The sequence below is a fragment of the Herbaspirillum sp. meg3 genome, from assembly GCF_002257565.1.
Classification (GTDB): Bacteria; Pseudomonadota; Gammaproteobacteria; order Burkholderiales; family Burkholderiaceae_D; genus Herbaspirillum.
Window position 1 is genome coordinate 3,685,243 of the sequence record NZ_CP022736.1, and the last position, 12,527, is coordinate 3,697,769.

Consider the following 12,527-nt stretch of genomic DNA (forward strand, 5'->3'; position numbering starts at 1 on the left):
TAGCAATGAAAACTGGGGAAGAATAGAGAACTGCGCGCAATAGCCGATCTCGGTGCCGCAGCTGATCGAAAACGATCAACTGCACCGAGTCGGAGAGCGCACGGTCAGGCTAGCGGTGGAGGACGCTGCAGATCAATGAACGCGGAAGTACCGTCGTTCACGAGGGGATAAAAATGAGGGAAAGGCTGCCAATCCAGCGGCAAGGTGGCAAAAGGAACCGGTAAGGTCTGGTCTTCCAGATCGCCTTGCGCCGTCAGTTTTTTAGTATCGGGCTGGTCGCTCAGCTCATCGGCCATCGTGTCGGCAATATCGTGAGCCGTTTCACATGCGGATTGCTGCGCGCCATCTTGCGAGTGCGCTTGAGCAGCCTGCACAATCGCAGGTGTCTCACTCAGTTGCTTTGCCATAGGCTCAAGCGTCCCAGCAAACAACTGCAAGGGAAACAGGAATGCCAGCAGCAAAAAACAAAATCGGCGCATGAGCGAGGCGGTAAAAACAGCAAAAAGCATCAAGGAGCGCATTATACGCAAGATATCCACAAGATCGGCGAGCGGACGAATGCGGCCATATCGACAAGTTGGCGCGAGCCAAAGTTACCCACAGAAAATGTGGTCAACCCTGTTGATAACTTGTTTATGACAATGCGCAGGCCGCGTCCGTTCAGCTTTTGCGAGGATTGTTCCTCTTCCGTTCAAAAACAGGCAGAACCGCACCTAAACGCCGCTGACGACCTGATTGCGTCCCTGCTTCTTTGCCCGGTATAGCGCATCGTCGGCGCTATCGAGCAAAGCCGCACCGTCGCTGCCGATATCAGGTGTCATGGTGCAGACGCCGACGCTGATGGTCATGTGCGCGCCGGACTGGGACTCTTCATGCTGAATGCAGAGGTCGCTGACGCTGGCGCGCAGACGTTCGGCAAAGTTCTCCGCCTGGACGTCGGTAAAGCCGGGGATCAGCATGATGAACTCTTCGCCGCCATAACGCGCACAGACGTCGTTAGGGCGGCGCATTTGCGCGCGCAGGACGTTGGCGACCAGCTTCAGTGCCCTGTCGCCTTCGCCATGACCGTAATGGTCGTTGTATTGCTTGAAGTAATCGATATCGATCATGAGCAACGACAGGCTGGTGTGGTTGCGCTTGGCGTCGCGCAGCGCCAGCGCATAGCTTTCATCAAAGAAGCGGCGATTGTAGATACCTGTCAGGCTATCGGTAATCGCCTCTCGCTTGAGCGCATCGGAATGCGACATGAGCATTTTTTCGCGCTTGACCGAGGTGCTGGAGTCGCTGATCTGGATCAGACATGTCGGCTGACCGTCGTCGGATTGCAGCGGTGTCATGATGATGGATTGATGCATACGCACCGGCATATCGCTTTTATCTTGTTCGACAAAAAGCGGCAACGGCGAGCGATGGAATGCGCTGGACAAGATTGCCGGCAAGCCGTAGCCGATAGCGTTGTTCAGCGCCCGCAGGAAGCCCGGCGTAAGTTGCTCGCCGAATAGCGCGATGATGTTTTGCCTGAGCGCCTGCTCACGGCCGATGCGGCTGTGCCGGCTCATCCAGTCATTCCACAGCAGGATCTGCAAGTCGCGATCGACCACGACGAGTCCCAGGTTGACGTTGTTGACAACCTCATCTGCTGAAAAACCAAGTGGAACCGGACTGCTCATGGACATGCCGTTTAGAGAATATTGTTCAGATACTGCTGAATATGCGAAATCAGCTTGCTCAGCGATGTGGAGCTAAGCAGGAAAATCAGATGACCTTCGGTATGGTGTTTTTCCAGCACCAGATCAATGTGGAGAACCAGGATGTAGCTGTCGTCGCGGCCCTGCTCGGCCAGGCGCGCGGTGATTTCCTCTGGTGACGACATGGTATAGCTCGGCAACGAACTGCTGAGACTGATCTTGAGCATGTCGGCCATGGCCGACAAACAGGCATTGAGGATGATGTTGCCGAGCTCGCACATGGCTTCTTGCTCGAACTCCGCCAGATCCTCGATGCTCATCTGCGAGCCCATCATGTCACGCACGATTTCCAGCGCATAGTTCTTCGTGAACAGCAGCACGGCTTCGGCGTCGAAAGGGCCGGTGAACAACTGGCTGACGGTGGCGAACTTGTTGTCCTTGAGCGTCAACACGCGGTCATTGACCTCGTCGGCCTTGAGTATCTCGATCGATGGCACCGACAGCAAGACTTCCTCGCCGACGATTTCGCTGAGGCTTAACGCGGCGCGCCCTGCACCAACGTTGAACACTTCGGTGAGCGCATCAAGTTCGATCTCAGATAGCACTTTCACGCGGCCCCCGCAGCGCCTGAGCCAGAAATACCGGTGGCGCCGGTGAAATAGCCGATTGCCTGCGCAATCGATTTTTCCGTCACCGGTTTGGCGACAAACAAAGCGCCGAGCTGCTGCGCGCGCGATTGCGCGGCCTCCTGGATGTTGGCTGAAAAAATCACGATACGCACGCCGGGATATTTGCTGAGGATGATCTCGGCAGCATCCGTGCCGAGCATGCCGGGCATATTGATATCCATCGTGCAGTAATCGGGCAGATCCTGCTCAATCATGGCGACAGCCTCATTGCCGGTCGTGGCCTCCTGCACGATCCAGTCGGCATGGACGGCGAGAATATGCGCCTTGATCACCATGCGCGATACTTTGCTGTCGTCGACGATCAGAATTTTTTTGAGAGAAGTATCAGACATGAATTTAAACTTGTCTATTTATAAATATTGTCTTTTTTTCTATATTTTACTATTTTAGCCACCCAGCTTTTTCTAGTGTTGCAGAAAAAAAGCCAAAATCAACAGCCATTTTTTTGAAGAAATCTTGCATTAAAACAATGACTTGAAGTGACTTCGTTGAAAATGCCCTGCGCGCCACGCCCATGCCCACTTTGCTTTGCGTGCGGCCATGAAAAAAGGAAGCGCAAAGGCTTCCTTTTGAACAACTATGCCGATGTTGATGTGGGTGATGAACAACACCAGCTTCACCGCGCTTCCGATGAGGCTCTTCAGGCCTTCTTGAGTCTGCCTGGACCTCAGAGCTGCAAAGTCAGCACTTCCCCAAAAGCAATGGCATGCGCATTGATCGCGGCATGCTCAGCCATCTTTGGTACGGACAAATTCAAAGCCCGCGCTTGCAGCATGCGAATGGTGCCGGCATGGCAAACAATAATCGCCTGACCATGGCCGCGCGACAGCAAATCGGTGCAAAAAGCGTCGATACGCTGTGCTACGTGCAGCACGTTCTCTCCGCCACCCGGACGGTAGCCGACGACGTCAGCCGCCCATTGATCAATCTCCGCACGCGGCAAATCGTCCCAGGCACATTGCTCCCAGGTGCCGAAGTGCATTTCCATCAGACGCGGGTCATAACGCACGGGACCGGCGTTGAGTGCTGTCGCCAAGGGCTCGGCCAGGAAGACACAACGTTGCAGCGGGCTGGAATATAAAGGCGCATGCGGCGGCAGGACCGGGCTGACCTGATCGAGCACCTTGCGGCAGTCTTCTTCCGTCACGGCGAGATCACTGCTGCCATAACAGAGGCCCTTGCCGATGACAGGCTGAGGATGACGAATTAGATGCAGCAACATGATGGACCTTTCTGTCTATAAGGACGATGCCGGCGACACCGCAGCCAGCAGGCCCAGGTAAATCGCGATTTCGCTAAGTTGTTGTACAGCGCCGAGGCAATCGCCGGTGTAGCCGCCGATGCGGCGCTGAAATTTATAGGCAAGGAACAGAGTGGCGGCAAAACCCAACAGCAGCGCCAACAGCAATCCTTGCCATGCAAACCATCCCATCGCCGCGCACAGCATGACTGGCAGGAACGCGGTCAATGCGGCGACGGCAAATTCAAACGTGCTCATCTGTTGCGCCAGAGGCTTGGCCTTGCCCTCTTCCCGTACATAGTCCATACGCCAGATCAGCCCTGCCGCAAGGCAGCGCGAGACCGGATGCGCCAGCAACAGCGCCGGCATGACCTGGATCGACGGCAGACTGGCAAGTGCAGCGAGCTTCAGCCCCAGTAGCATCCCAACGCCGATCACACCATACGCGCCAACACGCGAATCGCGCATGATCTCCAGAATACGCGCCGGCTGCATGCCGCCGCCGAAACCGTCGCAGACATCGGCGAAACCATCTTCATGAAAACCACCGGTCAGATAAATCCCTGCAGCCGTCGACAACAATACCGCCACGACTTGCGGCAATACGAGCGCGGCAAGCCCATACACAATCGCACATGCCATCCCGACCAGAATACCGACCGCCGGAAAATAACGCGTGGCATGCTGCAGCCACGCCGCATCAAAACCTACCCAACGCGGTACCGGCAAGCGCGTGAAAAACTGCAGCGCCGTAAAGAACAGCCGCAGTTGATAGCGCAAGCCGGAGCCTGCATCAGGAACGGCCGACATGTCAGGTGCTTTTCTCGCTGACTTGCGCCGAGGAGAATGTCGCCATCTGCGCCAGGAAATTTACCGCCGCATGCAGCAATGGCAAGGCCAACGCACTGCCGGTTCCTTCACCCAAACGCAGATCGAGCTGCATCAAAGGCCGGCCCTTCAGATAATCCAGCATGCGCCGGTGTCCATGTTCGTCTGAGCAATGCGAAAAGACGCAGTAGTCGAGAATCGAGGGCTGCAGCTTCGCGGCTACCAGCAAGGCCGATGTCACGATGAATCCGTCGATCAGCAACACGCAGCGTTGCTCTGCCGCTTTGAGCATGGCCCCGACCATCATGGCGATTTCAAACCCGCCAAAGGTCAGCAAGATATCCATCGGCGCTTCAATACCCGCATGGCGCGCTACCGCCTGTTCAATGACCTGTTGCTTGTGACGAATGCCCTCTGCCGCCAGACCGGTGCCGGCACCCACGCATTCAGCCGCGGGAATGCCGGTAATCTTGTGCATGAGCGCGGCCGCAGTGGTCGTGTTGCCGATGCCCATTTCACCGAAGCCGATGACGTCAACCGGCATCGCCGCCACCAGATCCATGCCATGCTGAATCGCTTGCTGACACTGCTCCGCGGTCATGGCTGGTTCTTTTGCAAAATTGCGCGTGCCGGGCCCGATTTTTCTGTCGAGCAGTTCAACGCGCTTGCCAAAGTCGTGATTCACGCCGGCGTCGACGATATGCAAGGCACAGTCGTTCTGACGTGCAAAGACATTGATGGCAGCGCCTTGCTGCAAGAAGTTTTCCACCATTTGCCAGGTGACGCTTTGCGGATAAGCCGAAATATTCTCAGCGACGACGCCGTGATCCGCAGCAAAGACGACAATCGCTGCGCGATCGATACGTGGGCTGGAGGTCTGCTGGATCAGCCCGATGCGGTGGGCGATGAATTCCAGCACGCCCAGACTTCCCTGCGGCTTGGTTTTGTCGTCAATCAGGCTCTGTAAAGCCGATGACAGCGCGGCATCTTGGGTAGACGATAGTTGTGGAATAAGCATAGCCGGATCAGACTCCGTTGGCCGTGATTTGAAAACAGTCGACGGATACAGAATTAACGAAAGGACGTCAGTATAAGAGATAGTCGGGCGTTGCAACCGAACGCATCGTGCCATCTGGTCGTTCTTTACATTCTTACGCTGCCAATCGTTGCGGACTTGGAGGAAGAACTGCATTGCGGCAAATGTCGCGTTGCCGGGATTACCCCAGTTATTCCAAGATCAGGAGAGAACAAGATACCGCGGCGTCTCCCCTACATCGAAGACGTGTCGAGCAACACCTCGCAGACTGCTGATTCATTGCTATCAAACTATCCGGAATAAAAAAATGCCGTTTGTCATTGCAAAAAATGACAGACGGCTTTTTACGTTTTTATTTGAAGATCGCCTGACGAGGCGCTGACGAAAACTATTTTCCCAGTGCGTGAGCGATAGCCTTGGTCAGATCCTCAATAACGAACTTCGCGACATAACCATCGGCGCCGATGTTCTTGACATGGTCTTCGTTGGCGGAACCGGACAGAGATGAATGAATCACCACAGGAATTGCCTTCAAGCTGTCATCGCGCTTGATGTTGCGCGTGAGAGTGAAGCCATCCATCTCGGGCATTTCGAGATCGGTCAGCACCATGGCGACACGATCGGTAATTGGTATTCCCTGCGCCTTCGTTTCCTTGCTGATCTCGAGGAGCTTTTCCCACGCTTCCTTGCCGGTCTTGTGCATGAGGAAAGGCAAACCCATGGCAGTCAATCCGCTCTCTACCAGTGAACGCGCCACCTTGGAGTCGTCGGCTGCAATGATGACCGCGCCCGGCTTGAGCTTGATGTGCTCCATGCCTGCCATATCCATGTCGCGCTCGGTCGGCATGATCTCGTGCAGGATCTGCTCGACGTCCAGCACTTGTGCTAACCGACTGCTATTGAGGTCATCATCCAGACGCGCGATGCTGGTGACAAAGTTGCCGCCGGCCTTGGACTCCGCCGACAGAACCTGACTCCATTCCAGGCGCACGATTTCATCGACCGACTCGACTGCAAATGCCTGTGTGCTGCGGGCATATTCGGTAACCAGCAAAATATTCAGGCCGGTCTTGGGCGTACATCCGACTACCGCGGGTAAGTCGATCACCGAAATGATCTGACCACGAATATTGACCATACCGAGAAGCGGAGATCGAGTGCCGGCAGCCTTGGTAATTTCCGGCATCGGAACAATTTCACGGATCTTGAAAACATTGATGCCAAACAATTCCGAACGCACGCCGTGCGGGTCCGAGCCAAGGCGAAAAAGCAGCAACTCAAACTTGTTTGAGCTGGTCAGGTTGGTTCTCTCGTCGATCTCTTTTTGAAATGCATCCATATTTACACCCCCGTGTTTTACGCCATTGCGATTGAGGAACCGCGATTGAACGATATGCCAATGTAGAGTGTAATTGCATAAAAAACAATTGAATCCGACAAAATACGACACAAATTCAATATTTATTGCACTGCGCTGGTGCAGGCGGAAAAGGACGAGGAGAACGCCTGAGAAGTGGCAGGAAATCCGAAAAGTAAAAACAATAAAATGGAAGCAGAAAAGAAAAAAGGAAGCTCATTACTGAGCTTCCTTTTTAATATGGAGCGGGAGAAGAGTCTCGAACTCTCGACCTATACCTTGGCAAGGTATCGCTCTACCAACTGAGCTACTCCCGCATGGAGCATTTGGAGGCGGGGGTCGGGATCGAACCGGCGTAGACGGCTTTGCAGGCCGCTGCATAACCACTTTGCTACCCCGCCAGGGGACATTAAATATTACTGTCTATTCGTTGCTAATTGCGGCTTTCTTTTCAACCGGCTTCAGCACAATTTCTCTGAAGTTTTTTCGGCTGATGCAGAACTCTCACAATGAAAAAAGGAAGCGTTTTGGCGCTTCCTTTAGTAATTCTGGAGCGGGAGAAGAGTCTCGAACTCTCGACCTATACCTTGGCAAGGTATCGCTCTACCAACTGAGCTACTCCCGCATCAACAACAGAACGCTATTATAGAGCTTCCATAGAGGAAGTCAAGCGCCACTTTTACTTTCTTGCACTTTTTTTATCAGCGGCCACGCCTTCTGCAAGTAGTAAAGCATCGACCAAACAGTCAGCACTGCCGCGATCAACAGCAACCACTTGCCCAACACCTGCGTGTCGATGAAACCGAACAGATCACCGTAGAACAGCAGCATTGGAATGGCGATCATCTGTGCAGTAGTTTTAATCTTACCGAGCGAGCTGACAGCCACTGATTTGGAGGCGCCGATTTGCGCCATCCATTCGCGCAGCGCCGAAATGGCGATCTCACGACCGATGATGATGAAAGCAGTAATCGGATGCACACGATCCAGATGTACCAGCACCAGCAAGGCGCCGGTAACCATCAGCTTGTCCGCGACCGGATCGAGAAAAGCGCCGAATGCGGAGGTCTGATCCCAGCGACGGGCGAGGAAACCGTCGAACCAGTCGGTCGCGGCCGCGACGACAAAAATGATCGTCGAAGCGATACCTTGCTCGTAGCGCGACAACCCGATTTCCGGCACATAAAACACACCGACTACCAGTGGAATCAGGGCGACACGCAACCAGGTAAGCAAAATGGGAATATTGAATGGCATACGTTTATTTATTATCGTGAACTTCTGCGCGGAGTGAAATTTACCGAGATAGTATCAGAGCCGCCTCTTAAAACCTGTTACCGAAAGAAATCAGTACGGAAATCAGCCTGAAAATCAGTACTGCGGCTGCAAGGTTGCAGGCGTTTCATGCTGCATCTGCAGCTACATGCAGGCATTGAGGTGAAATTCAATGGCAGGCAAGCATCCGCCGCTGAATCAATGGAACTCAATGCAATTGACGGTAGATTTCTTCTGCCAGCGTGTGTGAAATCCCCTCCACCGATGCCAGCTCGTCGATGCTGGCATCAGCGACGCCGCGCAAACCGCCGAAGCGCGCCAGCAGCTTCTGGCGGCGTTTGGCGCCGATACCTTCAATCTCTTCCAGCCGTGAAGTCTGTCTGGCCTTGGCGCGTTTGGCGCGCATGCCGGTGATCGCAAAGCGGTGCGCCTCGTCGCGGATCTGGGCGATCAGCATCAATGCTGCAGACTCTTTGCCCAGCTCCTGCGGTGGCCGGCCATCGACGAAGACCAGCGTTTCCAGGCCGACCTTGCGCCCTTCCCCCTTGGCGACACCGACGATCAGGCTGATGTCGAGGCCCAGCTCCGTGAACACCTGACGCGCCATTTCGACTTGCCCTTTGCCACCGTCAATCAAGACGATGTCGGGCATGGTGCCTTCGCCGTTGGCGACTTTTTCGTAGCGGCGCATCAGCACCTGGCGCATCGCCGCGTAGTCGTCGCCCTGCGTGATGTCGTTGATGTTGTAACGGCGGTATTCGCCATTCTGCATGGCGTGATGATGAAACACCACGCACGAGGCTTGGGTCGCCTCGCCTTGCGTATGACTGATATCGAAGCATTCCACGCGCAGGGTTTCGACATCTTCGACTTCGCTGCCCAGCGCCTCGACCAGTGCACGCGTACGCGCCTGTTGCGAGCCTTGTTCGGACAGCAGCCGCGCCAGCGCGATCTCTGCGCCCTTGTGCGCCATCTCCAGCCATTGTCGACGCTGGCCTTGCGGTTGCAACGTGAGCGTAATGCGATGACCGCACTGCTCCATGAGCGCCAGCATCAGTGCGGGATCGTCGAATTCGGTATTAAGGATGAGGTTGCCGGGAATGAATTTGTCGATGTAATGCTGCGCCAGGAAGGCCTTCATGACTTCCGCTTCCAGCGACTCTTCACCGTCCGGGATGGCGCCATCGACATGCGTCGGGAAATAGGCTCGATCACCCAGATGACGGCCGCCACGCACCATCGCCAGGTTCACGCATGCGCGACCGCCCTGCACGATGACGGCGATGATGTCGATGTCGGCGTCGCTGCCGGTTTCCATCGTCTGCTGATGCAAGACGCTGGAGAGCGAGGTGATCTGGTTGCGTACAGCCGCAGCCTGCTCGAACTTGAGTTCGCCGGCGTAGGCGTGCATTTTTTGCTCGAGTGTATTAAGCACTTCGGTCTGGCGTCCGCGCAAGAATTTGGACGCATTCTCGACATCGAGGGCGTAGTCTTCCTGCGTCACCAGATTGACACAAGGGCCGCTGCAGCGATGGATCTGATGCAGCAGACATGGCCGCGTCCGGTTGGCGTAGACCGTGTCTTCACAGGTACGCAGCAGGAACACCTTCTGCAAGATCTGAATCGATTCCTTGACCGCCCAGGCATTGGGAAAAGGCCCGAAATACTGGCTCTTCTTATCCACGGCTCCGCGGTAGTAGGCCATGCGCGGAAAGGCGTGACCGGTGATCTTCAGATAAGGATAGGACTTGTCGTCGCGAAACAGGATGTTGAAGCGCGGACGCAGCGTCTTGATCAGATTGTTTTCCAGCAGCAGCGCTTCGGCCTCGCTGCGGGTAACGGTCGTCTCCAGACGCGCGATACGCTCGACCATCATGGCGATACGCGGGCTACTCAGGTTCTTCTGAAAATAGCTCGATACACGCTTCTTCAGGTCACGCGCTTTACCAACGTACAGAACATTGTCTTCTGCATCGAAATAGCGATACACGCCTGGCAGATGCGGCAGCTTGGCTACCGTCTCAAGGACGATATCCCGTGGATTCGGCGGGTTCGGAGAACCCGAAGAATCCGGCAGATCAATCGGATCGGTTGGCAAAGTGTCTGACATGCTGGCTCGGGCAATTCGTCTCGTGGACAGCTATTGATATCGTTGTGGCGTCGTAACGTGGTGGCTTGTTGAGGCTATTCAGATGAGCGTCAACACCAGTTTTTTGGCAGCAAGGTAACGCTCGTCCTTTTGCAGGCCGTCCCAATCCAGGGCGTCGCTTTGTGGCACCAACGCTGCGATGCGTGCCGCCGATGCGGCGGAAACCTTGGTTTTCAGACCTGCCAGCAGCTGATCCGCCTTGTCTGGCGAGTTACAGATCAGCACCATGTCGCAACCGGCTTCCAGTGCTGCTTGCGCACCCTCAAGGGCGCTGCCGGCGACGCTGGCGCCCTGCATGCTGAGGTCGTCGCTGAAGATCACGCCTTGGAAACCAATATCCTTGCGCAGGATACCCAACCATTTCTTGGAAAATCCCGCCGGGTGCTTGTCTACTTTGGGATAGATCACGTGTGCCGGCATCACCGCCGTCAGGCTCATGCCGAGCCAATCGTAGGGCATGGCGTCGTCGCCGATGATGTCCTGATAAGCGCGGTCATCGACCGGCGTGTCGATGTGCGAATCTGCCTGTACATAGCCATGGCCGGGAAAATGCTTGCCGCAATTGGCCATGCCGGCCAGTGCCAGTCCATGATTGAGGCTCTTTGCCAACAGCGTCACAACACGCGGGTCGCGATGGAAAGAGCGAGTGCCGATCACAGTCGACACGCCGAAGTCCAGATCCAGCACCGGCGTGAACGACAGATCGACGCCGCAGGCGCGCAGTTCAGCTGCCAGCACATAACCGACGGCGGTCGCCAGGCGGGTCGCTTCCAGTACGTCGCGATCCCACAGCTCGCCCAGCACGTGCATGGCGGGCAGGTGCGTGAAGCCGTCGGTCTTGAAGCGCTGTACACGGCCGCCTTCATGATCGACTGCAATCAAAACGCCCGGGCGCGCCGCGTGAATCGCCTGCGCCAACGCCGTAATCTGTTTGCGGTTCTCGTAGTTGCGCGCAAACAGGATGACGCCCCCGGTCAGCGGATGTTGAATGCGGCGAATGTCCTCCGCGGTCAAGGTGGTGCCGACCACGTCTAGCATGACGGGCCCCAAAGCCTGTTTCGGTTGTTTCGACGGTGTCGCCAGACCTGTTGCCTTCATGTTTTCTCCGCTATGACAAATGCGACCGCGTACTCCACCTCATCGGTGATCGAGACTTGCGCGGTCAAGCCCTGCTCTTCCATCCATGCTTTCAGTTTGCCGCTGCACACGACGATCGGTTTGCCGCTGGGTGCATTGAGCGTCTGCATCGAGCGCCACGTCATCGGCATGCGCATGCCCAGACCGATGGCCTTGGAAAATGCTTCCTTCGCGGCAAAGCGCGTCGCCAGAAAACTGATCCCGCGCGCTTCGACCTTGGCTTTACGGCTGAGGTATTTGACCATCTCTTCCGGCCCCAGAATCTTTTCCGCAAAGCGATCGCCACGTCGTTCCAGCGTGGCCTTGAGACGCGAAATCTGGAGTATGTCGGTACCGATGCCGTAAATCATGATCAGCCCCTGCCAACAGCGTCCAGGCGTGCCTTGAGCATGATGGCCTTCATGTCGCTGACTGCTTTTTGCCAGCCGACGAACACCGCTTGCGCGACGATGGCATGACCGATATTGAGTTCAGCAATATTCGGAATGGCGGCAATCGCCTGCACGTTGGTGTAATGCAAACCGTGACCGGCATTGACTTTGAGTCCGCGGCGGATGCCTTCCAGCACGCTGGCCTTGACGCGTTCCAGCTCTTTCTCCTGTTCAGCCTGATCGTGCGCTTCGGCGTAACGACCGGTGTGCAGTTCGATCACGGGAGCACCGGTTTCGGCTGCGGCCTTGATCTGCTCGTCGTCCGGATCGATAAAGAGACTGACGCGGATGCCTTCGGCCTGCAGCTGCTTCACGGCAGCCTGCACTTGCGCAAAATGCGTGACGACATCAAGTCCGCCTTCGGTCGTAATTTCGGTGCGCTTCTCCGGCACGAGGCAGGAATCCTGCGGTTTGATGCGGCAGGAAAAATCGATCATCTCGCTGGTGACGGCAGCTTCCAGATTCATGCGCGTGCGCAGCAGCGGACGAATCGCTTCGACGTCGGCGTCGCGGATGTGGCGACGGTCTTCGCGCAGGTGCAAGGTAATGGCATCGGCGCCCGCCTCTTCCGCCTGCAACGCAGCCTGGATAGGATCAGGATAGGTCGTGCCGCGCGCATTGCGCAAGGTCGCGACGTGATCGATATTGATGCCCAGCTCGATGGCCGGGCCGACAGGGTTCAAGAAGCTCATGACAA

General features: G+C 55.9%; 14 protein-coding genes and 3 tRNA genes. All 17 read right to left on the reverse strand.

Annotation, left to right across the window (positions count from 1 at the left end; all coding sequences use genetic code 11):
• Nucleotides 1-104: 104 nt before the first annotated feature.
• The 17 genes from hmeg3_RS16585 to pdxJ all read right to left on the reverse strand — a co-directional run bounded on the left by hmeg3_RS16585 (nt 105) and on the right by pdxJ (nt 12,522).
• Nucleotides 105-521, reverse strand: a complete 417-nt coding sequence (locus tag hmeg3_RS16585) for a hypothetical protein (RefSeq protein ID WP_094564701.1) — start codon at nt 519-521, stop codon at nt 105-107.
• A gap of 192 nt (nt 522-713) precedes the next feature.
• A complete protein-coding gene (locus tag hmeg3_RS16590; RefSeq protein ID WP_094564702.1) occupies nt 714-1,670 on the reverse strand; it encodes a sensor domain-containing diguanylate cyclase in 957 nt (318 codons plus the stop codon).
• A gap of 11 nt (nt 1,671-1,681) precedes the next feature.
• On the reverse strand, nt 1,682-2,299 hold the full coding sequence (locus tag hmeg3_RS16595) for a chemotaxis protein CheX (RefSeq protein WP_094564703.1): 618 nt from the start codon (nt 2,297-2,299) through the stop codon (nt 1,682-1,684).
• Nucleotides 2,296-2,709 carry a response regulator gene (locus hmeg3_RS16600; protein ID WP_094564704.1) on the reverse strand — a complete coding sequence of 138 codons (414 nt, stop codon included), beginning with the start codon at nt 2,707-2,709 and terminating at the stop codon, nt 2,296-2,298. Before hmeg3_RS16600 ends, hmeg3_RS16595 begins: the two co-directional genes overlap by 4 nt.
• Nucleotides 2,710-2,758: 49 nt before the next feature.
• A complete protein-coding gene (locus hmeg3_RS25160; RefSeq protein WP_255407473.1) occupies nt 2,759-2,893 on the reverse strand; it encodes a hypothetical protein in 135 nt (44 codons plus the stop codon).
• A gap of 151 nt (nt 2,894-3,044) precedes the next feature.
• The gene (locus hmeg3_RS16605; protein ID WP_094564705.1) at nt 3,045-3,599 is read right to left on the reverse strand and encodes a histidine phosphatase family protein; all 555 of its coding nucleotides are present in this window, start codon (nt 3,597-3,599) and stop codon (nt 3,045-3,047) included.
• Nucleotides 3,600-3,614: 15 nt separating this feature from the next.
• Nucleotides 3,615-4,427 carry an adenosylcobinamide-GDP ribazoletransferase gene (locus hmeg3_RS16610; RefSeq protein ID WP_094564706.1) on the reverse strand — a complete coding sequence of 271 codons (813 nt, stop codon included), beginning with the start codon at nt 4,425-4,427 and terminating at the stop codon, nt 3,615-3,617.
• 1 nt (nt 4,428) lies between these two features.
• Nucleotides 4,429-5,463, reverse strand: coding sequence for a nicotinate-nucleotide--dimethylbenzimidazole phosphoribosyltransferase (gene cobT / locus hmeg3_RS16615; RefSeq protein WP_094564707.1), 1,035 nt, complete (start codon nt 5,461-5,463; stop codon nt 4,429-4,431).
• A 406-nt stretch (nt 5,464-5,869) separates the two neighbouring features.
• A complete protein-coding gene (locus hmeg3_RS16620) occupies nt 5,870-6,820 on the reverse strand; it encodes a chemotaxis protein (protein ID WP_094564708.1) in 951 nt (316 codons plus the stop codon).
• A 259-nt stretch (nt 6,821-7,079) separates the two neighbouring features.
• A tRNA-Gly gene (locus hmeg3_RS16625) sits at nt 7,080-7,155 on the reverse strand.
• 10 nt (nt 7,156-7,165) lie between these two features.
• Nucleotides 7,166-7,239 (reverse strand) — tRNA-Cys (locus tag hmeg3_RS16630).
• A gap of 148 nt (nt 7,240-7,387) precedes the next feature.
• Nucleotides 7,388-7,463 (reverse strand) — tRNA-Gly (locus tag hmeg3_RS16635).
• A gap of 41 nt (nt 7,464-7,504) precedes the next feature.
• A complete protein-coding gene (pgsA, locus tag hmeg3_RS16640; RefSeq protein ID WP_094564709.1) occupies nt 7,505-8,095 on the reverse strand; it encodes a CDP-diacylglycerol--glycerol-3-phosphate 3-phosphatidyltransferase in 591 nt (196 codons plus the stop codon).
• 226 nt (nt 8,096-8,321) lie between these two features.
• Nucleotides 8,322-10,223, reverse strand: a complete 1,902-nt coding sequence (uvrC, locus tag hmeg3_RS16645) for an excinuclease ABC subunit UvrC (protein ID WP_094564710.1) — start codon at nt 10,221-10,223, stop codon at nt 8,322-8,324.
• A gap of 78 nt (nt 10,224-10,301) precedes the next feature.
• Complete coding sequence (nagZ, locus tag hmeg3_RS16650) at nt 10,302-11,360, reverse strand: beta-N-acetylhexosaminidase (protein WP_094564711.1); 1,059 nt, start codon at nt 11,358-11,360, stop codon at nt 10,302-10,304.
• Complete coding sequence (acpS, locus tag hmeg3_RS16655; RefSeq protein WP_094564712.1) at nt 11,357-11,749, reverse strand: holo-ACP synthase; 393 nt, start codon at nt 11,747-11,749, stop codon at nt 11,357-11,359. Before acpS ends, nagZ begins: the two co-directional genes overlap by 4 nt.
• 2 nt (nt 11,750-11,751) lie before the next feature.
• Nucleotides 11,752-12,522 (reverse strand): pyridoxine 5'-phosphate synthase, encoded by a 771-nt coding sequence (pdxJ, locus tag hmeg3_RS16660; RefSeq protein ID WP_094564713.1) that lies wholly within the window; start codon nt 12,520-12,522, stop codon nt 11,752-11,754.
• Nucleotides 12,523-12,527: the final 5 nt, after the last annotated feature.

Coding starts and splice junctions, on each gene's coding strand:
- hmeg3_RS16590 (WP_094564702.1), bottom strand. CDS start 1,670: ATGAGCAGTCCGGTTCCACTTGGTTTTTCAGCAGATGAGGTTGTCAAC.
- hmeg3_RS16605 (WP_094564705.1), bottom strand. CDS start 3,599: ATGTTGCTGCATCTAATTCGTCATCCTCAGCCTGTCATCGGCAAGGGC.
- nagZ (WP_094564711.1), bottom strand. CDS start 11,360: ATGAAGGCAACAGGTCTGGCGACACCGTCGAAACAACCGAAACAGGCT.
- hmeg3_RS16600 (WP_094564704.1), bottom strand. CDS start 2,709: ATGTCTGATACTTCTCTCAAAAAAATTCTGATCGTCGACGACAGCAAA.
- hmeg3_RS16585 (WP_094564701.1), bottom strand. CDS start 521: ATGCGCTCCTTGATGCTTTTTGCTGTTTTTACCGCCTCGCTCATGCGC.
- hmeg3_RS16620 (WP_094564708.1), bottom strand. CDS start 6,820: ATGGATGCATTTCAAAAAGAGATCGACGAGAGAACCAACCTGACCAGC.
- cobT (WP_094564707.1), bottom strand. CDS start 5,463: ATGCTTATTCCACAACTATCGTCTACCCAAGATGCCGCGCTGTCATCG.
- hmeg3_RS16610 (WP_094564706.1), bottom strand. CDS start 4,427: ATGTCGGCCGTTCCTGATGCAGGCTCCGGCTTGCGCTATCAACTGCGG.
- pdxJ (WP_094564713.1), bottom strand. CDS start 12,522: ATGAGCTTCTTGAACCCTGTCGGCCCGGCCATCGAGCTGGGCATCAAT.
- pgsA (WP_094564709.1), bottom strand. CDS start 8,095: ATGCCATTCAATATTCCCATTTTGCTTACCTGGTTGCGTGTCGCCCTG.
- uvrC (WP_094564710.1), bottom strand. CDS start 10,223: ATGTCAGACACTTTGCCAACCGATCCGATTGATCTGCCGGATTCTTCG.
- hmeg3_RS25160 (WP_255407473.1), bottom strand. CDS start 2,893: ATGGGCGTGGCGCGCAGGGCATTTTCAACGAAGTCACTTCAAGTCATT.
- acpS (WP_094564712.1), bottom strand. CDS start 11,749: ATGATTTACGGCATCGGTACCGACATACTCCAGATTTCGCGTCTCAAG.